Source organism: Streptomyces sp. HUAS YS2, assembly GCF_033343995.1.
Taxonomy (GTDB): domain Bacteria; phylum Actinomycetota; class Actinomycetes; order Streptomycetales; family Streptomycetaceae; genus Streptomyces; species Streptomyces solicathayae.
In genome coordinates, this window is record NZ_CP137573.1 from 3,337,940 (window position 1) to 3,362,849 (window position 24,910).

The window sequence follows — 24,910 nt, forward strand, 5'->3', positions numbered from 1 at the left end:
CATGACCGAGTTCGCCATCGCGGCCACCGGGCTGCGCAAGTCCTACGGCGACAAGACCGTCCTCGACGGAGTCGACCTGGCCGTCCCGGAGGGGACGATCTTCTCCCTCCTCGGACCGAACGGCGCCGGCAAGACCACCGCCGTGAAGATCCTGTCCACCCTCATCTCCCCCGGCGCCGGCAGCGGCCCGATCCGCGTCGGGGGCCACGACCTCGCCAAGGACCCGCAGGCGGTGCGCGCCGCGATCGGCGTCACCGGTCAGTTCTCCGCCGTCGACGGCCTGATCACCGGCGAGGAGAACATGCTCCTGATGGCGGACCTGCACCACCTGTCCAAGGCCGAGGGGCGTCGCGTCACCGCCGAGCTGCTCGAACGGTTCGACCTCGCCGACGCCGCCAAGAAGCCCGCGTCCACCTACTCCGGAGGAATGAAGCGCCGCCTCGACATCGCCATGACCCTGGTCGGCGACCCGCGGATCATCTTCCTCGACGAGCCCACCACCGGCCTCGACCCGCGCAGCCGCCACAACATGTGGGGCATCATCCGCGAGCTGGTGACCGGCGGCGTCACCGTCTTCCTCACCACCCAGTACCTGGAGGAGGCCGACCAGCTCGCCGACCGCATCGCCGTCCTCCACGACGGGAAGATCGCCGCCGAGGGCACCGCCGAGGAGCTGAAGCGGATCGTCCCCGGCGGGCACGTACGGCTCCGCTTCACCGACCCGGCCACGTACCGCAGTGCCGCCGCCGCCCTCGGCGAGGCGGCCCTCCCCCAAGCTCTCGGCTCCGCTCGAGCAGGGGGCACCCCCACCGACGAAGCCCTGGTGCTTCAGCAGCCCAGCGACGGCAGCCAGCGCGCACTGCGCGAGCTCCTGGACCGGCTGCACGCGGCCGGCGTCGAGGCCGACGAGCTGACCGTGCACACCCCCGACCTCGACGACGTCTTCTTCGCCCTCACCGGCGCCGCCGCCCTCCCGAACCAGTCCGCCCCGTCCGCCCCGTCCACGGAGGTTGTCCGATGAGCTCCCTCGCCCTCGCCGTCCGCGACTCCGGCACCATGCTGCGCCGCAACCTCCTGCACGCCCGGCGCTACCCGTCGCTCACGCTGAACCTGCTGCTCACGCCGATCATGCTGCTCCTGCTGTTCGTCTACATCTTCGGCGACACCATGAGCGCCGGCATCGGCGGCGGCGGCGCCGACCGCGCCGAGTACATCGCCTACCTCGTCCCCGGCCTGCTCCTGATGACCATCGGCAGCACCACGATCGGGACCGCGGTCTCCGTCTCCAACGACATGACCGAGGGCATCATCGCCCGCTTCCGCACCATGGCGATCCACCGCGGCTCGGTGCTCGTCGGGCACGTCGTCGGCAGCGTGCTGCAGTCGGTCGCCAGCGTGGTCCTGGTCGGCGTGGTCGGCGTGGCCATCGGCTTCCGCTCCCACGACGCCTCCGTCCTGGAGTGGTTCGCGGCCTTCGGACTGCTGGTCCTGTTCGCCACGGCGCTCACCTGGATCGCCGTCGGCATGGGCCTGATCAGCCCGAACGCCGAGGCCGCCAGCAACAACGCGATGCCGCTGATCTTTCTGCCGCTGATCTCAAGCACGTTCGTCCCGGTCTCCGCGATGCCGGGCTGGTTCCAGCCGATCGCCGAGTACCAGCCCTTCACCCCGGCCATCGAGACCCTGCGCGGCCTCCTGCTCGGCACCGAGATCGGCAACAACGGATGGATCGCCGTCGGCTGGTGCGTGGGCCTCGCGGTCCTCGGCTACTTCTGGTCGACCTCGAAGTTCAACGCCGACCCGAAGTAACCACCGTGACAGCGCGGGCCACTCCCGCAACCGCGACGCGTCCCACCCGAGATCCACCCGAGGGCGGCGTACATCGACACCGGTCGAAGTACGCCGCCCCTTCGTCTGTCCACGCCCCCACGCCGCACACACAGGGCGCCCCCGGCACCCACGTGACCTAGCACACGGCCCACGATCCCGCCGGACCCCGGACAATGGCGGGGTGATCACAACGCCGCCACCGCGCTCGAACGGCAACGGCCACGGCAATGGCGCCGGGCCCCGGCCGCGGGCCGAGGCCACGCCGTACGTGGACCTCACCCGCGCCGAATGGAGCGCACTGCGGGACAAGACGCCGCTGCCCCTCACCGCCGACGAGGTCGAGCGGCTGCGCGGACTCGGCGACGTCATCGACCTCGACGAGGTACGCGACGTCTACCTGCCGCTGTCCCGGCTGCTCAACCTGTACGTCCAGGCCACCAGCGGTCTGCGCGGCGCCCTCAACACCTTCCTCGGCGAGCGGGCCGAACAGCGCGGCACCCCCTTCGTCATAGGGGTCGCCGGCTCGGTCGCCGTCGGCAAGTCCACCGTCGCCCGGCTGCTCGAGGCGCTCCTCGCGCGCTGGCCCGAGCACCCGCGCGTCGAGCGCATCACCACCGACGGCTTCCTCTACCCGATGGAGGAGCTGAAGGCCCGCGGCCTGATGTCCCGCAAGGGCTTCCCCGAGTCGTACGACCGGCGGGCCCTCACCCGCTTCGTCGCCGACATCAAGGCCGGCAAGGACGAGGTCGCCGCCCCCGTCTACTCGCACCTCATCTACGACCGCGTCCCCGGCGAGCAGCTCCTCGTCCGCCGCCCGGACATCCTCATCGTGGAGGGGCTGAACGTGCTCCAGCCGGCCCTGCCCGGGAAGGACGGCCGGACCCGCGTCGGTCTCGCGGACTACTTCGACTTCTCGGTGTACGTGGACGCCCGCGCCGAGGACATCGAGCAGTGGTACCTCAACCGGTTCCGGAAGCTGCGTCAGACCGCGTTCCAGGACCCGACGTCCTACTTCCGACGGTGGACCCAGGTCCCCGAGGAGGAGGCGCTGGACTACGCCCGCACGATGTGGCGGACCATCAACAAGGTCAACCTGCTCGAGAACGTGGCACCGACCCGCGGCCGGGCGACACTGGTGCTGCGCAAGGGACCGGATCACAAGGTGCAGCGGCTGAGTCTCCGTAAGCTCTGAGTCTCCGTAAGCTCCGAGCCTCCGTAAGCTCCGAGCCTCCGTAAGCTCTGAGGATGCTGCATCTGCGGATGATCGTCCCTCCCGACCGGACGGAGGAAGCGGTCCGGCTCATCGAGTCGACCGTGGGCACCACGCACGTGGTGGTGCTGCCGGGCGCGGCCCGTGAACCGGCCGGTGACCTGGTGATGTGCGACGTCGCCCGCGAGGCGGTTGACGAACTGCTGCACGGGATGCGGGAGCTGAGGATCGATCAGGACGGCTCGATCGCCGTCGAGAACATCGACTTCTCGCTGTCGACCCGCGCGGACGCGGCCGAGGAGGAGGCGCCCGGCGAGGCCGCGGACGCGGTGATCTGGGAGCAGCTGTCCGGCGCGACGCACGAGGAGTCCACCCTCACCATCACCTACTGCGCGTTCATGATCCTCGCGACGATGATCGCGGCCTGCGGAGTCGTCCTCGACAACGCGATCCTGATCGTGGGCGCGATGGCGGTCGGCCCGGAGTTCGGCCCGCTCGCGGGCGTCTGCACGGCGGTGGTGCAGCGCGCGCCGAAGCTCGCCGTACGGTCCCTGATCGCGCTCGTCGTCGGCTTCGCCGCGGCGATCGTCGCCACCACCGTCTTCAGTCTCGGGATGGACGCGCTGGACCTGTTCAGCAAGAGCCAGCTCGACGCCGACCGGCCCAACACCAGCTTCATCTGGCAGCCCGACCCGTTCTCGTTCGTCGTGGCGATCCTCGCCGGCATCGCGGGCGTGCTCTCGCTGACCTCGTCGAAGTCCGGGGCGCTGGTGGGCGTCGCCATCTCGGTGACGACGGTCCCGGCGGGCGCGAACGCCGCCGTGGCGCTCAGCTACGGCGACTTCGGCCAGATGTGGGGCTCCGTCGAGCAGTTGGGGCTGAACCTGTTCGGCATCATGCTCGCGGGGGTGCTCACGCTGTACGCGCAGAAGGCCCTCTGGCGCACCCAGCGCGGCCAATGGACCCGTCCCTCGAAACGCTGAGGCCGACCCCGGTCCCCCGAAAGACGTACGGCCCCGCCACCCGGGACACCGGGCGGCGGGGCCGTACGCACACTCCGTCAGAAGGACTAGCCCAGGGCGGACTTCACGACGTCCGCGAGCCGGCCGGCCACCGAACGGGCCTGCTCGATGTCCGCGGCCTCGACCATCACCCGTACGAGCGGCTCGGTGCCGGACGGGCGCAGCAGCACCCGGCCCGTCGTACCCAGCTCGCGCTCCGCGTCGGAGACCGCGCTCGCCAGCTCGGCGGAGGTCTTGACCCGGGTCTTGTCGACGTCCGGCACATTGACGAGGACCTGCGGCAGCCGCTCCATCACGCCCGCCAGCTCGGCCAGCGAGCGGCCGGTCGCGGCAATTCGGGCGGCCAGCATCAGACCGGTCAGTGTGCCGTCGCCGGTCGTCGCGTGGTCGAGAACGATGACGTGGCCGGACTGCTCGCCGCCGAGCGCGTACCCGTGCTCCTTCATCGACTCCAGGACGTACCGGTCGCCGACCGCGGTCTGCACCAGCGAGAGACCCTCCCGCTCCATCGCCAGCTTGAAGCCCAGGTTCGACATCACGGTCGCGACGACGGTGTCGCCACGCAGCGTGCCCGCCTCGCGCATCGCCAGGGCGAGCACCGCGAGGATCTGGTCGCCGTCGATCTCGTTGCCGTCGGCGTCCACGGCGAGGCAGCGGTCGGCGTCGCCGTCGTGCGCGATGCCGAGGTGGGCGCCGTGCTCGACGACGGCGGCCTTGAGCAGGCCGAGGTGGGTGGAACCGCAGCCGTCGTTGATGTTGAGGCCGTCGGGCTCCGCGCCGATGGTGACGATCTGGGCGCCGGCCCGCGCGAACGCCTCGGGCGAGACCCGGGCGGCGGCGCCGTGCGCCTCGTCCAGGACGATCTTCAGACCGTCCAGGCGGTTCGGGAGGACCGCGATGAGGTGGGCGACGTACTTGTCGAAGCCCTCGTCGTAGTCGCGGACCCGGCCCACGCCCGCGCCGGTCGGCCGGTCCCACGGGGCGCCGGTGCGGTGCTCCTCGTAGACGGTCTCGATCCGGTCCTCCAGCTCGTCGGCGAGCTTGTGGCCGCCGCGGGCGAAGAACTTGATGCCGTTGTCGGGCATGGCGTTGTGGCTGGCGGACAGCATGACGCCGAGGTCGGCGCCGAGCGCGCCGGTGAGGTACGCCACGGCCGGGGTCGGCAGCACGCCGACGCGCAGGACGTCCACGCCCGCGGAGGCGAGACCCGCCACGACGGCGGCCTCCAGGAACTCTCCCGACGCACGCGGGTCACGGCCGACCACCGCGGTCGGCCGATGCCCCTCGAAGGTCCCCGCCTCGGCGAGCACGTGGGCCGCCGCGACCGACAGGCCGAGCGCGAGCTCCGCCGTCAGATCCGCATTGGCCACACCACGCACGCCGTCCGTGCCGAAGAGTCGTCCCACAGCTGTCCTCCGAAAATGCTCCGAAAATGCAATCCTCCGAGCGCCTCATGTCCGTTGTACGGCCGAAAACGCCCAGAGTGAAGAAAAGACGTACGCCCCGGCAGCACGAGCAGTGCCGCCGGGGCGTACGTACAAGCAGTCCGAGCAGGCGATTAGCGCTTGCTGTACTGCGGGGCCTTGCGGGCCTTCTTGAGACCGGCCTTCTTCCGCTCGACCGCACGGTCGTCACGGGAGAGGAAGCCGGCCTTCTTCAGCGGGCCGCGGTTGTTGTCCACGTCGGCCTCGTTGAGGGCGCGGGCCACGCCGAGGCGCAGGGCGCCGGCCTGGCCGGAGACGCCGCCACCCGAGATGCGGGCGATGACGTCGTAGCGGTCGTCGAGCTCGAGCACCTTGAAGGGCTCGTTGACTTCCTGCTGGTGGACCTTGTTCGGGAAGTAGTCCTCGAGCGTACGCCCGTTGATCTTCCACTTGCCGGTGCCCGGAACGATCCGGACGCGGGCGATGGCGTTCTTGCGACGGCCCAGGCCGGCAGCCGGCTGCGGGTCGCCGAAGCGGGACGCGAGGGACTCGGAGGTGTATTCACCCTCGACGGTCTCGGTCTCGGTGGTGTACTCCTCGACGCCCTCGAACTCGTCGACAGGGGTCTCGGGGGTGGTCTCGGCCACGATGCTCCTCAGATTTCTTTCGTTCTTTGGGGGTGTGGCCGGAACTACTGCGCGACCTGGGTGATCTCGAACGGGACCGGCTGCTGAGCAGCGTGCGGGTGGTTCTCGCCCGCGTAGACCTTCAGCTTCGAGAGCATCTGACGGCCCAGGGAGTTCTTGGGGATCATGCCCTTGATGGCCTTCTCGACGGCCTTCTCGGGGTTCTTGTCCAGCAGCTCGTCGTAACGGACGGAGCGGAGACCACCCGGGAAGCCGGAGTGGCGGTACGCCAGCTTCTGGGTCTTCTTGTTGCCGGACAGGTGCACCTTGTCAGCGTTGATGATGATGACAAAGTCGCCCATGTCCATGTGGGGGGCGTAGACGGGCTTGTGCTTGCCTCGGAGGAGGTTCGCAGCCGTGGTCGCCAGACGACCCAGGACAACGTCCTGCGCGTCGATGATGTGCCACTGGCGAGTGACATCGCCGGGCTTGGGGCTAAACGTACGCACTTCGTAGCCTTCGCTTCTTCAGTGGATGGAATCCAGACACACCTGAAGCGATCATGCAGCTGGGGCCTGCACTGCCGGGAACACCGCCCGTATGCGAGCCACTGGTAACTGCTCCAGGGAACTTGGCGTAACGGCCCTTCGCGTGAGAACGACGAAGCCAATACGCACAACAAAGCGCAACGGTACCCGCGCCACCCCCGGCGGGTCAAAACGCGGCGGCCCCCCGCGGCCCTCCCGGGCCCCGCCGCGCACTCCCTACCGCGCCCGCTCCACCCGCCGCTCGTCCCACACGGGCTCCGACGTCTCCCGTACGACGCCGTCCGAGCCGAAGACCAGGTAGCGATCGAAGCTCTTCGCGAACCAGCGGTCGTGCGTGACCGCCATCACGGTCCCCTCGTAGGACTCAAGGCCGTCCTGCAACGCCTCCGCCGACTCCAGGTCCAGGTTGTCCGTCGGCTCGTCCAGGAGCAGCGCCGTGGTACCCGCCAGCTCCAGGAGCAGGATCTGGAAGCGGGCCTGCTGGCCGCCGGAGAGCTTGTCGAAGGGCTGGTCGCCCTGGCGCTCCAGCTCGTAGCGGCGCAGCATCGACATCGCGGCGCCCCGGTCCTTGGCGTGGTCCGCCCACAGGATGTCGACGAGCGAGCGGCCGAAGAGCTCCGGGTGGGCGTGGGTCTGCGCGAAGTGGCCCGGCACGACCCGCGCGCCCAGCTTCCACGTCCCCGTGTGCGCCACCGACGGGTCGCCCGCCAGCAGCCGCAGGAAGTGCGACTTGCCGGAGCCGTTCGAGCCGAGGACGGCGACCCGCTCGCCGTAGAAGATCTCCAGCGAGAAGGGCTTCATCAGGCCGGTGAGCTCCAGGTTCTCGGCCGTGAAGGCCCGTACCCCGGTGCGGCCGCCGCGCAGCCGCATCCGGATGTCCTGCTCGCGCGGCGGCTCCGGCGGCGGGCCGGCCTCCTCGAACTTCTTCAGCCGGGTCTGCGCGGCGGCGTACCGGGACGCCATCTCGTGGCTGACCGCGGCGGCCTGCCGCAGGTTGATCACCAGCTTCTTCAGCTGCGCGTGCTTCTCCTCCCAGCGCCGCTTCAGCTCCTCGAAGCGCGCGAACCGCTCCCGCCGCGCCTCGTGGAAGGTGTCGAAGCCGCCGCCGTGCACCCACACGTCGGACCCGGTCGGGCCCGGCTCGACGGCCACGATCTTCTGCGCGCCCCGGGACAGCAGCTCCCGGTCATGGGAGATGAAGAGCACGGTCTTGCGGGTCTCCCGCAGCCGCTCCTCCAGCCAGCGCTTGCCGGGGACGTCCAGATAGTTGTCCGGCTCGTCGAGCAGGAGCACCTCGTCGTTGCCGCGCAGCAGGTACTCCAGGACCAGCCGCTTCTGCTCGCCGCCGCTGAGCGTGCGCACCTCGCGGAACTGGGCCTTCTCGTACGGCACGCCCATCGCGGCGGTCGTGCAGATGTCCCAGAGGGTCTCGAACTCGTACCCCTGGACCTCCGCCCAGTCGCTGAGGGCCTGCGCGTACGCCATCTGCGCGGCCTCGTCGTCGACGGTCATGATGAGGTGCTCGGCCTCGTCGACCGCCTTCGCGGCGGCCTTGATCCGCGCGGGCGCCACCGAGACCAGCAGGTCACGGACGGTGGACGCGTCCCGCACCGAGCCGACGAACTGCGGCATCACGCCCAGGCCGCCGCTGACGGTGACGGTGCCGCCGTGCGGCTGCAGCTCACCGGAGATCATCCGGAGCAGCGTCGTCTTGCCGGCCCCGTTGGCCCCGACCAGCGCGACGACCGCGCCCTCCCCCACCCGGAAGGAGGCGTCCCCGAGGAGGACCCTCCCGTCGGGAAGGTAGTACTCCAGATGTGCGGCCTCGACATGTCCCATGAGCGGCATTGTCGCCGCCGGAGCGCCCGTATCCCAACCGGATTAGGATGCGCGGCATGAGCTTTGGGGGACCGCAGTGGCCGCAGCAGCCGCAGAATCAGCAGCAACCGTTCGGCGGGCAGCCGCCCTTCGGATCGCCGCAGCCGCCGTCGCAGCCGCAGCAGCCGTTCGGCTCCGGCGGGCAGACGCCGGACTGGGGGGCGCTCGCCGACGCCTCGGCCGCCCGGGCGCGCCGTAAGCGCTGGATAATGATCGGCGGCGGCGCGCTGGCCACCCTGGTGGTCGGCGCGATCGTCGCCACGGCGGTCGTGGCCGGTGGCGACGACCCGGTCGCGAACGGCAAGAACGACGGCCCGACGACCCCGGCCTCCCCCACGGACTCCCCCGAGCCCCAGCCGTCCTTCTCGTCGGTGGCCCCGCCGCCCCCGCCGAACCCGAAGGACTTCATCTCGAACGAGGCCAAGGACAAGGCGCCCATCAGCCCCGACAGCCTCTTCCCCGGCAAGAAGCTGACGATGAGCGGCCGGGCGTACCAGAAGGGCGCCACGGCCTCCACGACGAACTGCGCCTCCGTGGGCCAGGCGGGCCTGGGCGAGATCCTGAAGCGGAACGGCTGCGACCGCGTGATCCGCGCCACGTACGTCAAGGACGGCGTCGCGATCACCGTCGGCGTCGCGATCTTCTCCACCGAGGCCGAGGCCCTGAAGGCGAAGGCCCAGGCCAAGGGCGGCATCGCCCCGCTGGCCGGCGCCGGCGTCAAGGAGTTCTGCCGCTCCACGGTCTGCCTGCGCCGCGCGAACGCGGTCGGCCGCTACGCGTACTTCACCCAGGCCGGCTTCACCAACGGCAAGAAGGTCACGATGAAGGACACCCCGATCTTCAAGGCCAGCGACGACCTGGGGAACTTCACCTTCAACCAGATCTACGCCCGCGGCCGCCAGCAGGCGTCAGCAGCAGCCACCGCCCCCGCCGGGCAGTGACCGCCGGTTCCTGGCCTCCAGATTGCGGGCGGCCAGGAGCTCGTCGGCCGGGTAGCCGACCTCTTCGAGCGTGAGGCCGTGCGGGCGGACGACGTGCACCGCGGAGTCCCGCACACCGGCCGCCAGGACCTTGCCCGGCCAGTCCACGGGACGGTGTCCGTCCCCGACGAACAGCAGGGCGCCGACCAGCGAGCGGACCATGTTGTGGCAGAAGGCGTCGGCCTTCACCGTGGCCTCCAGGACGCCGTCCGGGCGGCGCTCCCAGCGCAGCTCCTGGAGCGTCCGGATGGTCGTCGCGCCCTCGCGCTTCTTGCAGTACGCGGCGAAGTCGTGCTCGCCGACGAGGGCGGTCGCGGCCTCGTTCATGGCGTCCATGTCGAGCGGCCAGTCGTGCCACAGGACGTGCCCGCGCAGCAGCGGGTCGACGCCGCCGGGGTTGTCGGTGACGCGGTAGGCGTAGCGGCGCCAGACGGCCGAGAAACGCGCGTTGAAGCCGCTGGGGGCCTCCGCCACCTTCCAGATCCGTACGTCGTGCGAGAGCCGCCCGGCGAGCCGCCGGAGCAGCTTCTCGCGGTGCTCCGCCCACAGCTCGACGGGAAGGTCGACGTGGGCGACCTGGCCGCGCGCGTGCACGCCGGCGTCGGTGCGGCCGGCGACGGTCAGCTCGTACGTCTCCTTGGACCGGGTCACCGTGCGCAGGGCGTCCTCGATGTCGCCCTGGACGGTTCGCTGCCCGCGGGCCTGCTTGGCCCAGCCGGAGAAGTCCTTGCCGTCGTACGAAAGATCGAGCCGTACGCGGACGAACCCGGGCTGCACGTCGTCGCTCACGCCGAAAATCCTCTCAAAACCTCTGTACATGCGGAACGGGCCCGCTCCCCGAGGGGTGCGGGCCCGCCCACGAGATCGTCAGAACGCTCAGGCGTCCTGCGCGTCCTCGGTGGTCTCCTCGGCCTTGGCGGCCTCGTCGGCCTCCTTGACGGCGCGCTTGGCAGCGGCCTCGGCCTCGGCGACGGTCGCCTTCTTGGCGATCTCACCCTCGACCAGCTCGATCACGGCCATCGGGGCGTTGTCGCCACGACGGTTGCCGATCTTGGTGATGCGGGTGTAGCCACCCGGGCGCTCGGAGTAGCGCGGGGCGATCTCGGTGAAGAGCGTGTGGACGACGCCCTTGTCCGTGATCGACTGCAGCACCAGGCGACGGTTGTGGATGTCGCCCTTCTTCGCCTTGGTGATCAGGCGCTCGGCGACCGGACGCAGGCGACGGGCCTTGGCCTCGGTCGTGGTGATGCGGCCGTGCTCGAAGAGCGACTTCGCCAGGTTGGCGAGGAGCAGCTTCTCGTGCGCGGCGGAACCGCCGAGGCGGGCACCCTTCGCGGGACGCGGCATGGTGTTTCTCCTTGGTGTCTGCCCCGGCCGTATGAGGTACCGGGGTCAGTATCCGAGCAGGCGGTCGCCTGTCGGAGATCCGGGAGCGGCCCCGAAGGGCGCTCCCGGAGGGTACGGACCGTGTGGCCCGAGCTTTCAGTACTGCTCGGTCTCGACGAAGCCCGCGTCCGCGTCGTCGTCGGCGCCGAAGGCGTCGGCGGCGGCGGTCGGGTCGAATCCGGGCGGGCTGTCCTTGAGGGCCAGGCCCATGCCGGCCAGCTTCGCCTTGACCTCGTCGATCGACTTCGCACCGAAGTTGCGGATGTCGAGCAGGTCGGCCTCGGAACGCGCCACGAGCTCACCCACGGAGTGGATGCCCTCGCGCTTGAGGCAGTTGTACGACCGAACGGTGAGCTCCAGCTCCTCGATCGGCAGCGCCAGGTCGGCGGCCAGGGCGGCGTCCGTCGGGGACGGGCCCATGTCGATGCCCTCGGCGTCGATGTTGAGCTCGCGCGCCAGACCGAACAGCTCGACCAGGGTCTTGCCGGCGGACGCCATGGCGTCACGCGGGCGCATGGCCTGCTTGGTCTCGACGTCGACGATCAGCTTGTCGAAGTCGGTGCGCTGCTCGACACGGGTCGCCTCGACCTTGTACGTGACCTTGAGCACCGGCGAGTAGATGGAGTCGACCGGGATACGGCCGATCTCCTGGCCCACCTGCTTGTTCTGCACGGCGGAGACGTAGCCGCGACCGCGCTCGACGGTCAGCTCCATCTCCAGCTTGCCCTTGCCGTTGAGGGTGGCGAGGACCAGGTCGGGGTTGTGCACCTCGACACCGGCCGGGGGCGCGATGTCGGCGGCGGTGACCAGACCCGGGCCCTGCTTGCGCAGGTACATCACGACCGGCTCGTCGTGCTCCGAGGAGACGACCAGCTGCTTGATGTTCAGGATGAGGTCGGTGACGTCCTCCTTGACACCCGGCACGGTGGTGAACTCGTGCAGGACACCGTCGATGCGGATGCTGGTGACAGCAGCGCCGGGGATCGACGAGAGGAGGGTGCGGCGGAGGGAGTTGCCGAGGGTGTAGCCGAAGCCCGGCTCCAGCGGCTCGATGACGAACCGGGAGCGGAACTCGTCGACGACCTCTTCGGTCAGCGAAGGACGCTGAGCGATAAGCATGTCTGTGATTCCTTCGTTTGTGGACGCCCACTATTTGACGTCCGACAGGTACTGCAAGGGTACGGGCGGCACGCCCCCTACGGGGACGTACCGCCCGGCCACTCAAAGACGCACAGGCGTCGCTGCGTCAGACGCGGCGGCGCTTCGGCGGGCGGCAGCCGTACTGCGATGTCCCGGGGGACAACCCCCGGACCCCCAGCAGGCTGCCGGTCCGTGCCTGAGCCGTGCGTCAGACGCGGCGGCGCTTCGGCGGGCGGCAGCCGTTGTGCGGGGTGGGGGTGACGTCCTGGATCGAGCCGACCTCGAGGCCGGTGGCCTGGAGGGAGCGGATCGCGGTCTCACGGCCGGAGCCGGGACCCTTGACGAAGACGTCGACCTTGCGCATGCCGTGCTCCTGCGCGCGACGCGCGGCCGACTCGGCGGCCATCTGCGCGGCGAACGGGGTGGACTTGCGCGAGCCCTTGAAGCCGACGTGGCCGGCGGAGGCCCAGGAGATCACGTTGCCGGACGGGTCCGTGATCGAGACGATCGTGTTGTTGAACGTGCTCTTGATGTGCGCGTGGCCGTGAGCGACGTTCTTCTTTTCCTTGCGGCGCACCTTCTTGGCAGCGCCCTGACGACCCTTGGGGGGCATCTATAACTCCTACGGGGAGGTGGTCGGTCCTACAGCGCAAGACCGCTGGAGAGCGAGTCCGCTGCGGACTACTTCTTGCCCGGCTTCTTCTTGCCGGCGATGGCGCGACGCGGGCCCTTGCGGGTACGAGCGTTCGTGCTGGTGCGCTGACCGCGGACCGGCAGGCCACGGCGGTGACGCAGACCCTGGTAGCAGCCGATCTCGACCTTGCGGCGGATGTCGGCGGCGATCTCGCGGCGGAGGTCACCCTCGGTCTGAAGGTTGGCGTCCACGTACTCGCGGATCTTGACGAGGTCTTCCTCGGCAAGGTCGCGGACACGGGTGGACGGGTTCACGCCGGTGGAGGCGAGGATCTCCTCGGACCGGGTGCGCCCGATACCGAAGACGTAGGTGAGTGCGACCACCACACGCTTTTCACGCGGGATGTCGACACCGGAAACGCGTGCCATTCAATGGCTCCTGTGTACTCGGGGGTCTGCTGCAGAACCGCTCCCGACCGCCGTACGAGGTACGAATCGGGTCCCCGGCCCCCGCCGGAGGTGCCGTCAGCCGTGGATCACGGCCCGACGGGCTCTGCGTATGTACGAATTGCTATGCGTCGCGCGAAGAACTGCTGAAATGCAGGTCGGTCGGCGTGCGTCAGCCCTGGCGCTGCTTGTGGCGCAGGTTGTCGCAGATGACCATGACCCGGCCGTGACGGCGGATCACCTTGCACTTGTCGCAGATCTTCTTGACGCTCGGCTTGACCTTCATGGGATGTGAGGTTCTCCGGGTCAGTGCCACCACCCGCGCACGAAGGCGGGGTGCGGGCAAGATCTACTTGTACCGGTAGACGATCCGGCCACGCGTCAGGTCGTACGGAGAGAGCTCCACGACGACCCGGTCGTCCGGAAGGATTCGGATGTAGTGCATCCGCATCTTGCCGGAGATGTGCGCGAGGACCTTGTGACCGTTCTGGAGCTCTACCTTGAACATGGCGTTCGGCAGGGACTCGATCACGGTGCCCTCGATTTCGATGGCACCTTGCTTCTTGGCCACGCTTCGCCCTTCGAATCGGCTACCTTGATCGACTCTCGCCTTCGTATGCGGACACACGGGTACACGAGAGCCGACGCATCAGTCTACGTCAGGCCCCTGGAAAAGACGAATCCGTCCAGTCTGCCCAACGCGGAAGATCGTTACGCGAGGGGGTCGGGAGCAGCTACGACGCCCAGCTCCGCCAGCTTCGCCTTGCCGCCGACCCATCCCCGACGCGCCCCTCGCGGGATCGGCGCCCTGGGGCGCCTCACAAGCTTCGGGCCGCTGCGCCGGCCTCCGACCGGCGGTCCACGGAGTGGGCCAGGTCCGCAAACCGGCGCGGCTAGCCCAGCGGGTCGGGAGCGGCTACGACGCCCAGCTCCGCCAGCTTCGCCTTGCCGCCGACCCATCCCCGCCGCGCCCCTCGCGGGATCGGCGCCCTGGGGCGCCTCACAAGCTTCGGGCCGCTGCGCCGGCCTCCGACCGGCGGTCCACGGAGTGGGCCAGGTCCGCAAACCGGCGCGGCTAGCCCAGCGGGTCGGGAGCAGCTACGACGCCCAGCTCCGCCAGCTTCGCCTTGCCGCCGACCCATCCCCGCCGCGCCCCTCGCGGGATCGGCGCCCTGGGGCGCCTCACAAGCTTCGGGCCGCTGCGCCGGCCTCCGACCGGCGGCCCACGAAGTGGGCCAGGTCCGCAAACCGGCGCGGCTAGCCCAGCGGGTCGGGAGCAGCTACGACGCCCAGCTCCGCCAGCTTCGCCTTGCCGCCGACCCATCCACGACGCGCCCCTCGCGGGATCGGCGCCCTGGGGCGCCTCACAAGCTTCGGGCCGCTGCGCCGGCCTCCGACCGGCGGCCCACGGAGTGGGCCAGGTCCGCAAAACCGGCGCGGCTAGCCCAGCGGGTCGGGAGCGGCTACGACGCCCAGCTCCGCCAGCTTCGCCTTGCCGCCGACCCATCCCCGACGCGCCCCTCGCGGGATCGGCGCCCTGGGGCGCCTCACAAGCTTCGGGCCGCTGCGCCGGCCTCCGACCGGCGGCCCACGAAGTGGGCCAGGTCCGCAAACCGGCGCGGCTAGCCCAGCGGGTCGGGAGCGGCTACGACGCCCAGCTCCGCCAGCTTCGCCTTGCCGCCGACCCATCCACGACGCGCCCCTCGCGGGATCGGCGCCCTGGGGCGCCTCACAAGCTTCGGGCCGCTGCGCCGGCCTCCGACCGGCGGCCCACGAAGTGGGCCAGGTCCGCAAAACCGGCGCGGCTAGCCCAGCGGGTCGGGAGCGGCTACGACGCCCAGCTCCGCCAGCTTCGCCTTGCCGCCGTCGACGGCCGTGAGGACCAGCGGGCCCTCCTCCGTGAGGGCGACGGAGTGCTCCCAGTGCGAGGACCAGGTGCCGTCCGTCGTGATGACGGTCCAGTCGTCCGCGAGGACCTCGGTGCGCGGGGTGCCGAGCGAGACCATCGGCTCGATGGCCAGGCAGAAGCCGGGGACCAGCTTCGGGCCCTTGCCGCGCTTGCGGGAGACGTAGTTCAGCAGGTGCGGGTCCATGTGCATCTCGGTGCCGATGCCGTGGCCGCCGTAGTCCTCGACGATCCCGTACTTGCCGAGGCTGTGGTCGCCGACCGGCGGACGCGGCTGGCGCTTGATGTACGACTCGATCGCCTTGGAGATGTCGACCAGCCGGCCGCCGAGCTTCATGGCCGCGATGCCGGCCCACATCGACTCCTCGGTCACCCGGGAGAGCTCGACCAGCTCCGGCGCGTGACCGGTGCCGACGAAGGCGGTGTACGCGGCGTCGCCGTGCCAGCCGTCGACGATCGCGCCGGCGTCGATGGAGATGATGTCGCCGTCCTTGAGGACGGTCTTCCCGTCCGGGATGCCGTGGACCACGACCTCGTTCACCGAGGTGCAGATGGTCGCGGGGAACCCGCCGTACCCGAGGAAGTTCGACTTCGCGCCGTGGTCCGCGATCACCTTGCGGGCGACCTCGTCCAGGTCCTTCGTCGTGGCGCCCGGCACGGCCGCCTCACGCGTGGCCGCGTGGATGGCGGCGACGACCAGCCCCGCCTCGCGCATCTTCGCGATCTGCTCGGGGGTCTTGATCTGCACCATCGTGACGGGGGCCTTTCCTTACGCGTACCGGGGACAGAACAACGATACGGCCGCGGCATCCCCGAGGGGCACCGCGGCCGTATCGCACGAACCAGGGTTACTTCTTGAGCGCGGCCATGGCCTTCGCCGTGACCTCGTCCACCTTGCCGAGCGCCGAGATCGTCACGACCAGGTTCTGCGCCCGGTAGTAGTCGATGATCGGCTCGGTCTGCGTGTGGTAGACCTCCAGGCGCTTGCGGACGGTCTCCTCGGAGTCGTCGCTGCGCTGGAAGAGCTCACCGCCACAGACGTCGCAGACGCCCTCGGTCTTCGGTGCGTTGTACGTCACGTGGAACACGTGCGCACTGTCGTTGCGGCAGATGCGGCGACCCGCGATCCGCTTCACGACCTCGTCCTCGGGGACCTCCAGGTCCAGGACCGCGTCCAGCTGCATGTCCTCGGCCTTGAGCACCACGTCGAGCGCCTCGGCCTGGGCCACGTTCCGCGGGAACCCGTCGAGCAGGAAGCCGTTCGCGGCGTCCGGCTGCTCCATGCGGTCCTTGGCCATCCCGATGGTCACCTCGTCGGGCACCAGGTCGCCGGCGTCCATGAACGCCTTGGCCTTCAGACCCAGCTCCGTGCCCTGCGAGATGTTGGCGCGGAACAGGTCGCCCGTGGAGATGTGCGGGATGTCCAGGTTCTTGGCAAGGAACGCGGCCTGCGTACCCTTACCGGCCCCGGGCGGTCCGACGAGGACGATTCGCATCAGCGGAGGAACCCTTCGTAATTGCGCTGCTGGAGCTGGCTCTCGATCTGCTTCACGGTCTCCAGCCCCACACCCACGATGATGAGGATGCTCGTCCCGCCGAACGGGAAGTTGGCATTGGCGCCACCGAAGCCTGCCAACGCCATCGTCGGCACAAGAGCGATCAGACCCAGATACAGCGAGCCCGGCCAAGTGATCCGGTTGAGCACGTAGCTCAGGTACTCGGCAGTAGGTCGACCAGCCCGGATACCCGGGATGAAGCCACCATACTTCTTCATGTTGTCCGCGACTTCCTCGGGGTTGAACGAGATCGCCACATAGAAGAAGGCGAAGAACACGATCAGAAGGAAGTACGCGGCGATGTAGTAGGGGTGGTCACCCTTGACGAAGTGGGCTTCGATCCAGGTTTTCCAGCCCGCCGTCGAGTTCGAGAACTGCGCGATCAAGGCCGGGATGTAGAGCAGCGACGAGGCGAAGATGACAGGAATCACACCCGCCTGGTTCACCTTGAGAGGGATATAAGTGGACGTTCCGCCGTAGGACCTGCGGCCGATCATCCGCTTCGCGTACTGCACCGGGATACGGCGCTGGGCCTGCTCGACGAAGACCACGAGACCGACCATCGCGAATCCGACGAGGATCACGGTGCCGAATTCGATCCAGCCGTCGGCCAGGTCGCCCTCGACCTTGATCTTCCAGAGCGCGCCGGGGAAACCGGCCGCGATCGAGATGAACATCAGGATCGACATGCCGTTGCCGATGCCGCGGTCGGTGATCAGCTCGCCGAGCCACATGACGAAGGCGGTGCCCGCGGTCATCGTGATGACCATTGTCACAGTGGTGAAGATCGACTGGTCCGGCACGACCTGCCCGGCGACGGAGCAGCCGCTGAAGAGCGCGCCGGTACGGGCCGTCGCGACCAGACCGGTGCCCTGGAGGATCGCCAGGGCGACCGTCAGATAACGCGTGTACTGCGTGATCTTGGCGGTGCCGGACTGACCCTCCTTCTTGAGGGCCTCCAGACGCGGGATGACGACGGTCAGCAGCTGAAGGATGATGCTCGCCGTGATGTACGGCATGATGCCGAGCGCGAAGATGGTGATCTGCAGCAGCGCGCCGCCGCTGAACATGTTCACCAGGCCGAACAGGCTGTTGTTGCCCTGGCTCGCCTCGTCCACGCACTGCTGGACCGAGGAGTAGTCGACGCCGGGCACCGGGATGTGTGCTCCGAGCCGGTACAGCACGATGATGCCGAGCGTGAAGAGCAGCTTCTTGCGCAGGTCGGGCGTCTTGAACGCCCGGGCGAACGCGGTGAGCACGGTGCCTCCTGCGACCCCCGCGTGAGAGCGCGTGAGGTGACGGTTTGTAAGTGAGCGGGGTACAGAACACGGCAGTCCCACGCTCTGAGCGCAGACTGCCGGGCAAGCTAACAGCGGCTACCATACCCGCCCCCACGGCGAGCGGGAAACGTCCGCCGAGGAGCCGGGACCCGGCATGCATCGCAAACAAGCCTGGCCGGCTCCCCCGAGGGGGAACCGGCCAGGCTCAGTGCTGTCGTGCCGAGGCTCAGACGAGCTCGGTGACGGTGCCGCCGGCGGCGGCGATCTTCTCCTTGGCGGAGCCGGAGACGGCGTCGACCGTCACCTGCAGCGCCACGGTGATCTCGCCGGTGCCGAGCACCTTGACGAGGCTGTTCTTGCGCACCGCGCCCTTGGCGACCAGGTCGGCCACCGTGACCTCTCCACCCTCGGGGTAGAGAGCGCCGAGCTTGTCCAGGTTCACGACCTGGTACTCGGTGCGGAAGGGGTTCTTGAAGCCCTTCAGCTTCGGGAGGCGCATGTGGAGGGGCATCTGCCCACCCTCGAAGCGCTCCGGAACCTGGTAGCGGGCCTTCGTGCCCTTCGTACCACGACCGGCCGTCTTACCCTTCGACGCCTCACCACGACCCACACGGGTCTTGGCGGTCTTGGCGCCCGGGGCGGGACGGAGGTTGTGGACCTTCAGCGGGTTCTGCTCCGCCATGTCAGTCGACCTCCTCGACCGTCACGAGGTGGCGGACGGTGTGCACCATTCCGCGGAACTCGGGGCGGTCCTCCTTGACGACCACGTCGTTCAGGCGCTTGAGCCCGAGCGAACGCAGGGTGTCGCGGTGGTTCTGCTTGCTGCCGATGTACGACTTCGTCTGCGTGATCTTGAGACGGGCCATTACGCACCCGCTCCCGCACGTGCACGAAGCAGAGCCGCGGGGGCGACGTCCTCGAGCGGCAGACCACGGCGAGCCGCGATCTCCTCGGGACGCTGCAGGCCCTTCAGGGCCTCCACGGTCGCGTGCACGATGTTGATCGCGTTGTCGGAGCCGAGCGACTTCGACAGGATGTCGTGAACGCCGGCGCACTCGAGCACGGCGCGCACCGGGCCACCGGCGATAACACCGGTACCGGGGGAAGCCGGCTTGAGCAGGACGACGCCCGCGGCCTTCTCGCCCTGGATCGGGTGCGGGATGGTGCCCTGGATGCGGGGGACCTTGAAGAAGTTCTTCTTGGCCTCTTCCACGCCCTTGGCGATGGCCGCGGGAACTTCCTTGGCCTTGCCGTAACCGACACCTACGGTGCCGTCACCGTCGCCCACCACGACCAGCGCGGTGAAGCTGAAGCGGCGACCACCCTTGACAACCTTGGCGACGCGGTTGATCGCGACAACGCGCTCAACGTACGCGGTCTTCTCGGCGGCAGCGCCACCGTCGCGACCCTTCCGGTCCCGCCGCTCGCCGCCACCGGCACCGCTGCCGCGGCGCTGGGGTCCAGCCATTGGATTACCTCTCTCTGTTACGTCCGTTAGTCCCGGAACCGGGGCTTAGAACTTCAGCCCGGCTTCGCGGGCGGCGTCAGCCAGAGCGGCAATGCGCCCGGCGTACCTGTTGCCACCACGGTCGAACACGACGGCCTCGACGCCGGCGGCCTTGGCGCGCTCGGCGACCAGGGCTCCGACCTGCTTGGCCTGCGCGGACTTGTCACCCTCGCCACCGCGGATCGACGCGTCCAGGTTCGACGCGGACGCAAGGGTGTGGCCCTTGAGGTCGTCGATGACCTGAGCGGTGATACCGCGGTTGGAACGCGTCACGACGAGGCGCGGACGCTCCGCCGTACCCGACACGTGCTTGCGGATGCGCATGTGGCGACGCGCCTTGGCAGCGCGCTTGTAAGCGTCGCCCTTGGCGATCTTCACACCGTATGCCATGGCTTACTTACCAGCCTTTCCGACCTTGCGGCGGATGACCTCGCCCGCGTACTTCACGCCCTTGGCCTTGTACGGGTCGGGCTTGCGAAGCTTGCGGATGTTGGCGGCGACCTCGCCGACCTTCTGCTTGTCGATGCCCTCGACCGAGAACTTGGTCGGCGACTCGACCTTGAAGGAGATGCCCTCGGGCGCCTCCACCAGGATCGAGTGGCTGTAACCGAGCTGGAACTCCAGGTTGGAGCCCTTCGCGGCGACGCGGTAACCGACACCGCTGATCTCGAGCGCCTTCGTGTACCCCTGGGTCACACCGGTGATCATGTTGGCCACCAGCGTGCGGGACAGGCCGTGAAGGGCCTTGTTCTGACGCTCGTCGTTCGGACGGGTGACGTTGAGAACGCCCTCCTCGCCCTTAACGATCTCGATCGGCGCGGCGACGGTGTGGGTCAGGGTGCCCTTGGAACCCTTGACCGTGACCGTGCGGCCCTCGATGGTGACGTCCACGCCGGCGGGAACCGTGATGGGGAGCTTGCCAATACGCGACATTAGCTATTCCTCCGTTCCCGACTACCAGACGTAGGCGAGGACTTCCCCACCCACGCCCTTCTTCTGCGCCTGCTGGCCGGTCAGGAGACCGTGGGACGTGGAGATGATCGCCACGCCCAGGCCGCCGAGAACCTTCGGCAGGTTGGTGGACTTCGCGTAAACCCGGAGGCCGGGCTTCGAGATCCGCTTGATGCCCGCGATGGAGCGCTCACGGTTCGGACCGAACTTGAGCTCGAGGACGAGGTTCTTGCCGACCTCGGCGTCCTCGACCTTCCAGCCCGTGATGAAGCCCTCCTGCTGGAGGATTTCCGCGATGTGAGACTTGATCTTGCTGTGCGGCATCGCCACGGTGTCGTGGTACGCCGAGTTCGCGTTACGCAGACGAGTCAGCATGTCCGCGATCGGATCAGTCATGGTCATGAATTGGCCTTCGGCCTCTCTCGCCGGGGTTTCCTGTATGCGCCATCCCTCTCCCCACACAGGGGCGGGACGGGTGCGGCGCGGGGACCTACGGCGTAGTAAGTCGGTAGGGCGGCGGACGCCCAACCCTCCTAGCCTAAGCCATGGAGGGATGGGCAACCGCCAACCCAATACTTACCGAGAGACTCCGGTCATCCCTGAAAAGCAGGGACTACCAGGAGCTCTTGGTCACGCCCGGCAGCTCGCCACGGTGAGCCATCTCACGAAGGCACACGCGGCACAGGCCGAACTTGCGGTACACGGAGTGGGGACGACCACAGCGCTGGCAGCGCGTGTAGCCACGCACACCGAACTTGGGCTTGCGAGCAGCCTTCGCGATGAGAGCCTTCTTCGCCATCTCGCTTACGCCTCCTTGAACGGGAAGCCGAGGTGACGCAGAAGGGCACGGCCCTCGTCGTCGTTGGTCGCCGTGGTGACCACGGTGATGTCCATACCCCGGACACGGTCGATCTTGTCCTGGTCGATCTCGTGGAACATGACCTGCTCCGTGAGACCGAAGGTGTAGTTGCCACGGCCGTCGAACTGCTTGGGGGACAGGCCACGGAAGTCGCGGATGCGCGGCAGCGCGAGCGACAGGGTGCGGTCCAGGAACTCCCACATGCGGTCGCCACGGAGCGTGACGTGGGCACCGATCGGCTGACCCTCACGCAGCTTGAACTGCGCGATGGACTTGCGGGCCTTGGTGACGGCCGGCTTCTGACCGGTGATCGTGGTGAGATCGCGGATCGCACCGTCGATCAGCTTGGAGTCACGGGCGGCGTCGCCGACACCCATGTTCACCACGATCTTCACGAGGCCGGGGATCTGCATGACGTTCTCGTAGGAGAACTCCTCACGCAGCTTGCCCGCGATCTCCTCGCGGTACTTCGTCTTGAGACGCGGAGTGGTGGTAGCCATCAGATGTCCTCACCCGTCCGCTTGGCAACGCGGATCTTGTTGCCCTCGTCGTCGAAGCGGTAACCGACACGCGTGACGACCTTCTTGCCGTCCTTCTCCACGACCAGCTGGACGTTGGAGACGTGGACCGGAGCCTCGGTCGTGACGATGCCACCGGCCTGCGACGGGCCGGCCTTGGTGTGCTTCTTGACCCGGTTGACACCCTCGACCAGGACGCGGTTCTCGCGGGGGAAGGCCGAGATGACCTTGCCCTGCTTGCCCTTGTCCTTACCGGTGATGACCTGGACCAGGTCGCCCTTCTTGATCTTCATGCTTACAGCACCTCCGGCGCGAGCGAGATGATCTTCATGAACTTCTTCTCGCGCAGCTCACGGCCGACCGGGCCGAAGATACGGGTGCCACGAGGGTCGCCGTCGTTCTTGAGAATGACAGCGGCGTTCTCGTCGAAGCGGATGTACGAGCCGTCCTGGCGGCGGCGCTCCTTGACGGTGCGAACGATGACCGCCTTGACGACGTCACCCTTCTTCACGTTGCCACCGGGGATCGCGTCCTTGACGGTGGCGACGATGACGTCACCGATGCCCGCGTAGCGGCGACCCGAGCCACCGAGAACACGGATGCAAAGGATCTCCTTGGCACCAGTGTTGTCGGCGACACGCAGTCGCGACTCCTGCTGGATCACGTCTATCTCCTGATTTGTCTGCCGGTTCCCGGCCGGGGCTTCACGAGGAAGCCCCGGCCGAGCCTGGCGGAACTGTTCCTAGGGGGTCCCCCTAGGAGGGATTACTTGGCCTTCTCGAGGATCTCGACGATGCGCCAGCGCTTCGTGGCGGACAGCGGCCGGGTCTCCATGATGAGGACACGGTCGCCGACACCCGCGGCGTTCTGCTCGTCGTGCGCCTTGAGCTTGTTCGTACGGCGGATGACCTTGCCGTACAGCGCGTGCTTCACACGGTCCTCGACGGCGACGACGACGGTCTTGTCCATCTTGTCGCTGACGACCAGACCCTCGCGGGTCTTGCGGAAACCGCGCTCGGTCTTGTTCTCAGTCACGTTGCTCTCGCTCATCAGGCGTTCTCCACCGTCTCGATGCCGAGCTCGCGCTCCCGCATCAGGGTGTAGATCCGGGCGATGTCCTTACGGACCGCCTTGAGACGGCCGTGGTTCTCGAGCTGACCGGTCGCCGCCTGGAAGCGGAGGTTGAACAGCTCTTCCTTGGCCTCGCGGAGCTTGGCAACAAGCTCCTCGTTGCCCAGCTCGCGCAGCTCGGACGCCTTGGTACCGGCCGACATCACGCTTCACCTGCCTCGCGCTTGACGATCCGGCACTTCATCGGCAGCTTGTGGGCCGCGCGAGTCAGAGCCTCACGTGCGATCTTCTCGTTCGGGTAGGACAGCTCGAACATCACCCGACCGGGCTTGACGTTCGCGATCCACCACTCGGGGGAACCCTTACCGGAACCCATGCGGGTCTCGGCCGGCTTCTTGGTGAGGGGACGGTCCGGGTAGATGTTGATCCAGACCTTGCCGCCACGCTTGATGTGGCGGGTCATCGCGATACGCGCCGCCTCGATCTGGCGGTTGGTCACGTACGCCGGAGTGAGGGCCTGGATGCCGTACTCGCCGAACGCAACCTGCGTACCACCCTTGGACATACCGCTGCGCTTCGGGTGGTGCTGCTTGCGGTGCTTGACCCTACGGGGGATCAGCATTTCGGTCAGGCCTCCGTTCCGGTGCTCTCAGCAGCCGGAGCGGCGGCGGGAGCCTCGGCCTTGGGGGCCTCGGCAGCAGCCTGCTGCGGCTTGCGACCGCGACCGCCACGCTCGCCACCGCGGCCACCGCGGCCGGCCGGACGGTCAGCGCCGCCACGGGCCGGGCGGTTGCCCGCGCGGGCAGCAGCGTTCTCGGCGCGGACCTCGGCGATGTTCTTGACGTCGCCCTTGTAGATCCAGACCTTCACGCCGATGCGGCCGAAGGTCGTCTTGGCCTCGAAGAAGCCGTACTCGACGTTCGCGCGCAGCGTGTGCAGCGGCACACGACCCTCGCGGTAGAACTCCGAGCGGGACATCTCGGCGCCGCCGAGACGGCCACCACACTGGATCTTGATGCCCTTGGCGCCGGCCTTCATGGCGGACTGCATGCTCTTGCGCATGGCCCGACGGAAGGAGACGCGGGAGGACAGCTGCTCGGCAACGGCCTGGGCCACGAGCTGAGCGTCGACCTCGGGGTTCTTGACCTCGAGGATGTTCAGCTGGACCTGCTTGCCGGTGAGCTTCTCGAGGTCGCCGCGGATGCGGTCGGCCTCGGCGCCACGGCGGCCGATGACGATGCCGGGACGCGCGGTGTGGATGTCCACCCGCACACGGTCACGGGTGCGCTCGATCTCAACCTTCGAGATGCCGGCGCGCTCCATGCCGGACGTCATCATCCGACGGATGGCGACGTCTTCCTTGACGTAGTCCTTGTACAGCTTGTCGGCGTACCACCGGGACTTGAAGTCCGTGGTGATGCCGAGCCGGAACCCATGCGGGTTAACCTTCTGGCCCATTACCGGGTTCCTTCCTTGCTGCTGACGACCACGGTGATGTGGCTGGTCCGCTTGCGGATCCGGTAGGCACGGCCCTGGGCACGCGGACGGAACCGCTTCAGGGTCGGACCCTCGTCGACGTACGCCTCGCTGATGACCAGCGAAGAGGCGTCCGTGTGGTCGTAGTTGTGCGCGGCGTTGGCGATGGCGCTGTCGAGCACCTTGCCGACCGGCACAGAGGCTGCCTGCGGAGCGAATCGCAGAACAGCCTGAGCCTCCGTGGCATCCATGCCACGGATCAGGTCCACCACGCGGCGGGCCTTCATGGGCGTAACGCGGATGTACCGCGCCTGGGCCCTGGCTTCCATGGTTGTCCCTCTCAGTTACTTACGTGTCTGAATGCGATCCGCTACTAGCGGCGCTTCGACTTCCGGTCATCCTTGACGTGACCCCGGAAGGTGCGCGTCGGCGAGAACTCGCCGAGCTTGTGGCCGACCATCGACTCGGTGACGAACACCGGGATGTGGGTCTTGCCGTTGTGCACCGCGAGCGTGTGGCCGAGCATGGCCGGCACGATCATGGAGCGACGGGACCAGGTCTTGATGACGTTCTTGGTGCCGGCTTCGTTCTGGGCGTCCACCTTCTTGATGAGGTGGTCGTCGACGAAGGGCCCCTTCTTGAGACTGCGCGGCATCTAAACC

Annotated in this window: 35 protein-coding genes; 5 read left to right on the forward strand and 30 right to left on the reverse strand. The window is 68.5% G+C overall.

All coding sequences use genetic code 11. The annotated features are described in order from the left end of the window. The first annotated feature begins 1 nt into the window (after position 1). From R2D22_RS15075 to R2D22_RS15090, 4 genes are all read left to right on the forward strand, one after another. Positions 2-1,021, forward strand: coding sequence for an ATP-binding cassette domain-containing protein (locus tag R2D22_RS15075; RefSeq protein ID WP_318103781.1), 1,020 nt, complete (start codon positions 2-4; stop codon positions 1,019-1,021). Next, a complete protein-coding gene (locus R2D22_RS15080) occupies positions 1,018-1,809 on the forward strand; it encodes an ABC transporter permease (RefSeq protein WP_318103782.1) in 792 nt (263 codons plus the stop codon). Before R2D22_RS15075 ends, R2D22_RS15080 begins: the two co-directional genes overlap by 4 nt. Positions 1,810-2,014: 205 nt before the next feature. Beyond that, a complete protein-coding gene (coaA, locus tag R2D22_RS15085; RefSeq protein ID WP_411977139.1) occupies positions 2,015-3,022 on the forward strand; it encodes a type I pantothenate kinase in 1,008 nt (335 codons plus the stop codon). A gap of 53 nt (positions 3,023-3,075) precedes the next feature. Continuing rightward, positions 3,076-4,023, forward strand: a complete 948-nt coding sequence (locus R2D22_RS15090) for a DUF389 domain-containing protein (RefSeq protein ID WP_318103784.1) — start codon at positions 3,076-3,078, stop codon at positions 4,021-4,023. An 86-nt stretch (positions 4,024-4,109) separates the two neighbouring features. Here R2D22_RS15090 and glmM read toward each other — a convergent pair whose 3' ends face one another. The 4 genes from glmM to R2D22_RS15110 form a co-directional block, all read right to left on the reverse strand. Then, positions 4,110-5,468: a phosphoglucosamine mutase gene (glmM, locus tag R2D22_RS15095; RefSeq protein WP_318103786.1), complete on the reverse strand. Its 1,359-nt coding sequence runs from the start codon at positions 5,466-5,468 to the stop codon at positions 4,110-4,112. 152 nt (positions 5,469-5,620) lie between these two features. After that, positions 5,621-6,133 (reverse strand): 30S ribosomal protein S9, encoded by a 513-nt coding sequence (rpsI, locus tag R2D22_RS15100; RefSeq protein WP_318103787.1) that lies wholly within the window; start codon positions 6,131-6,133, stop codon positions 5,621-5,623. A 44-nt stretch (positions 6,134-6,177) separates the two neighbouring features. Further along, on the reverse strand, positions 6,178-6,621 hold the full coding sequence (gene rplM, locus R2D22_RS15105) for a 50S ribosomal protein L13 (RefSeq protein ID WP_318103789.1): 444 nt from the start codon (positions 6,619-6,621) through the stop codon (positions 6,178-6,180). Between the two features lie 255 nt (positions 6,622-6,876). Then, entirely contained in the window at positions 6,877-8,499 is a 1,623-nt protein-coding gene (locus R2D22_RS15110; RefSeq protein WP_318103790.1) for an ABC-F family ATP-binding cassette domain-containing protein, read from the reverse strand. Between the two features lie 56 nt (positions 8,500-8,555). On the opposite strand from R2D22_RS15110, the gene R2D22_RS15115 reads away from it, so the two are divergent. Then, a complete protein-coding gene (locus tag R2D22_RS15115) occupies positions 8,556-9,479 on the forward strand; it encodes a hypothetical protein (protein ID WP_318103792.1) in 924 nt (307 codons plus the stop codon). Here R2D22_RS15115 and truA read toward each other — a convergent pair. From truA to rpsS, 26 genes are all read right to left on the reverse strand, one after another. Further along, the gene (truA, locus tag R2D22_RS15120; protein ID WP_318103793.1) at positions 9,447-10,307 is read right to left on the reverse strand and encodes a tRNA pseudouridine(38-40) synthase TruA; all 861 of its coding nucleotides are present in this window, start codon (positions 10,305-10,307) and stop codon (positions 9,447-9,449) included. The two genes, R2D22_RS15115 and truA, sit on opposite strands and share 33 nt — an antisense overlap. Positions 10,308-10,394: 87 nt before the next feature. Next, positions 10,395-10,865 carry a 50S ribosomal protein L17 gene (rplQ, locus tag R2D22_RS15125; protein WP_318103795.1) on the reverse strand — a complete coding sequence of 157 codons (471 nt, stop codon included), beginning with the start codon at positions 10,863-10,865 and terminating at the stop codon, positions 10,395-10,397. Positions 10,866-11,000: 135 nt separating this feature from the next. Beyond that, a complete protein-coding gene (locus R2D22_RS15130) occupies positions 11,001-12,023 on the reverse strand; it encodes a DNA-directed RNA polymerase subunit alpha (RefSeq protein ID WP_003966937.1) in 1,023 nt (340 codons plus the stop codon). A gap of 229 nt (positions 12,024-12,252) precedes the next feature. Further along, the gene (gene rpsK / locus R2D22_RS15135) at positions 12,253-12,657 is read right to left on the reverse strand and encodes a 30S ribosomal protein S11 (RefSeq protein WP_003956432.1); all 405 of its coding nucleotides are present in this window, start codon (positions 12,655-12,657) and stop codon (positions 12,253-12,255) included. 68 nt (positions 12,658-12,725) lie between these two features. Beyond that, positions 12,726-13,106 carry a 30S ribosomal protein S13 gene (rpsM, locus tag R2D22_RS15140; protein WP_017239590.1) on the reverse strand — a complete coding sequence of 127 codons (381 nt, stop codon included), beginning with the start codon at positions 13,104-13,106 and terminating at the stop codon, positions 12,726-12,728. Between the two features lie 190 nt (positions 13,107-13,296). Beyond that, positions 13,297-13,410, reverse strand: a complete 114-nt coding sequence (gene rpmJ / locus R2D22_RS15145; protein ID WP_003956441.1) for a 50S ribosomal protein L36 — start codon at positions 13,408-13,410, stop codon at positions 13,297-13,299. A gap of 63 nt (positions 13,411-13,473) precedes the next feature. Then, on the reverse strand, positions 13,474-13,695 hold the full coding sequence (gene infA / locus R2D22_RS15150) for a translation initiation factor IF-1 (RefSeq protein ID WP_003956442.1): 222 nt from the start codon (positions 13,693-13,695) through the stop codon (positions 13,474-13,476). 1,234 nt (positions 13,696-14,929) lie between these two features. Further along, positions 14,930-15,781, reverse strand: a complete 852-nt coding sequence (gene map / locus R2D22_RS15155; protein ID WP_318103796.1) for a type I methionyl aminopeptidase — start codon at positions 15,779-15,781, stop codon at positions 14,930-14,932. A 97-nt stretch (positions 15,782-15,878) separates the two neighbouring features. Then, positions 15,879-16,526 carry an adenylate kinase gene (locus tag R2D22_RS15160; RefSeq protein ID WP_318103797.1) on the reverse strand — a complete coding sequence of 216 codons (648 nt, stop codon included), beginning with the start codon at positions 16,524-16,526 and terminating at the stop codon, positions 15,879-15,881. Next, complete coding sequence (gene secY, locus R2D22_RS15165; protein ID WP_318103799.1) at positions 16,526-17,845, reverse strand: preprotein translocase subunit SecY; 1,320 nt, start codon at positions 17,843-17,845, stop codon at positions 16,526-16,528. The genes R2D22_RS15160 and secY overlap by 1 nt, the downstream gene beginning before the upstream one ends. A gap of 247 nt (positions 17,846-18,092) precedes the next feature. Next, on the reverse strand, positions 18,093-18,548 hold the full coding sequence (gene rplO, locus R2D22_RS15170; RefSeq protein WP_318103801.1) for a 50S ribosomal protein L15: 456 nt from the start codon (positions 18,546-18,548) through the stop codon (positions 18,093-18,095). Position 18,549: 1 nt separating this feature from the next. Continuing rightward, a complete protein-coding gene (gene rpmD / locus R2D22_RS15175; RefSeq protein ID WP_005313525.1) occupies positions 18,550-18,732 on the reverse strand; it encodes a 50S ribosomal protein L30 in 183 nt (60 codons plus the stop codon). Further along, positions 18,732-19,334, reverse strand: coding sequence for a 30S ribosomal protein S5 (gene rpsE / locus R2D22_RS15180; RefSeq protein ID WP_015035588.1), 603 nt, complete (start codon positions 19,332-19,334; stop codon positions 18,732-18,734). The genes rpmD and rpsE overlap by 1 nt, the downstream gene beginning before the upstream one ends. Before the next feature lie 45 nt (positions 19,335-19,379). Next, a complete protein-coding gene (gene rplR / locus R2D22_RS15185) occupies positions 19,380-19,763 on the reverse strand; it encodes a 50S ribosomal protein L18 (RefSeq protein WP_318103807.1) in 384 nt (127 codons plus the stop codon). A 3-nt stretch (positions 19,764-19,766) separates the two neighbouring features. Then, complete coding sequence (gene rplF / locus R2D22_RS15190) at positions 19,767-20,306, reverse strand: 50S ribosomal protein L6 (protein ID WP_318103810.1); 540 nt, start codon at positions 20,304-20,306, stop codon at positions 19,767-19,769. 21 nt (positions 20,307-20,327) lie between these two features. Then, positions 20,328-20,726: a 30S ribosomal protein S8 gene (gene rpsH / locus R2D22_RS15195; RefSeq protein WP_188337378.1), complete on the reverse strand. Its 399-nt coding sequence runs from the start codon at positions 20,724-20,726 to the stop codon at positions 20,328-20,330. Between the two features lie 211 nt (positions 20,727-20,937). Beyond that, a complete protein-coding gene (locus tag R2D22_RS15200) occupies positions 20,938-21,123 on the reverse strand; it encodes a type Z 30S ribosomal protein S14 (RefSeq protein WP_003948630.1) in 186 nt (61 codons plus the stop codon). 5 nt (positions 21,124-21,128) lie between these two features. Further along, a complete protein-coding gene (rplE, locus tag R2D22_RS15205; RefSeq protein WP_104860432.1) occupies positions 21,129-21,686 on the reverse strand; it encodes a 50S ribosomal protein L5 in 558 nt (185 codons plus the stop codon). Continuing rightward, positions 21,683-21,994, reverse strand: a complete 312-nt coding sequence (gene rplX / locus R2D22_RS15210) for a 50S ribosomal protein L24 (protein WP_318103812.1) — start codon at positions 21,992-21,994, stop codon at positions 21,683-21,685. The genes rplE and rplX overlap by 4 nt, the downstream gene beginning before the upstream one ends. A gap of 2 nt (positions 21,995-21,996) precedes the next feature. Next, the gene (gene rplN, locus R2D22_RS15215; protein ID WP_003956455.1) at positions 21,997-22,365 is read right to left on the reverse strand and encodes a 50S ribosomal protein L14; all 369 of its coding nucleotides are present in this window, start codon (positions 22,363-22,365) and stop codon (positions 21,997-21,999) included. Between the two features lie 101 nt (positions 22,366-22,466). Further along, on the reverse strand, positions 22,467-22,751 hold the full coding sequence (rpsQ, locus tag R2D22_RS15220; protein WP_318103813.1) for a 30S ribosomal protein S17: 285 nt from the start codon (positions 22,749-22,751) through the stop codon (positions 22,467-22,469). Then, positions 22,751-22,975, reverse strand: coding sequence for a 50S ribosomal protein L29 (gene rpmC / locus R2D22_RS15225; RefSeq protein WP_030759371.1), 225 nt, complete (start codon positions 22,973-22,975; stop codon positions 22,751-22,753). Before rpmC ends, rpsQ begins: the two co-directional genes overlap by 1 nt. After that, complete coding sequence (gene rplP / locus R2D22_RS15230; protein WP_030745246.1) at positions 22,975-23,394, reverse strand: 50S ribosomal protein L16; 420 nt, start codon at positions 23,392-23,394, stop codon at positions 22,975-22,977. Before rplP ends, rpmC begins: the two co-directional genes overlap by 1 nt. Positions 23,395-23,399: 5 nt before the next feature. Next, positions 23,400-24,230 carry a 30S ribosomal protein S3 gene (gene rpsC / locus R2D22_RS15235; RefSeq protein ID WP_318103817.1) on the reverse strand — a complete coding sequence of 277 codons (831 nt, stop codon included), beginning with the start codon at positions 24,228-24,230 and terminating at the stop codon, positions 23,400-23,402. Then, positions 24,230-24,577, reverse strand: coding sequence for a 50S ribosomal protein L22 (rplV, locus tag R2D22_RS15240; RefSeq protein WP_004571827.1), 348 nt, complete (start codon positions 24,575-24,577; stop codon positions 24,230-24,232). Before rplV ends, rpsC begins: the two co-directional genes overlap by 1 nt. A gap of 44 nt (positions 24,578-24,621) precedes the next feature. Further along, positions 24,622-24,903, reverse strand: coding sequence for a 30S ribosomal protein S19 (gene rpsS, locus R2D22_RS15245; RefSeq protein ID WP_003992359.1), 282 nt, complete (start codon positions 24,901-24,903; stop codon positions 24,622-24,624). Between the last annotated feature and the right edge of the window lie 7 nt (positions 24,904-24,910).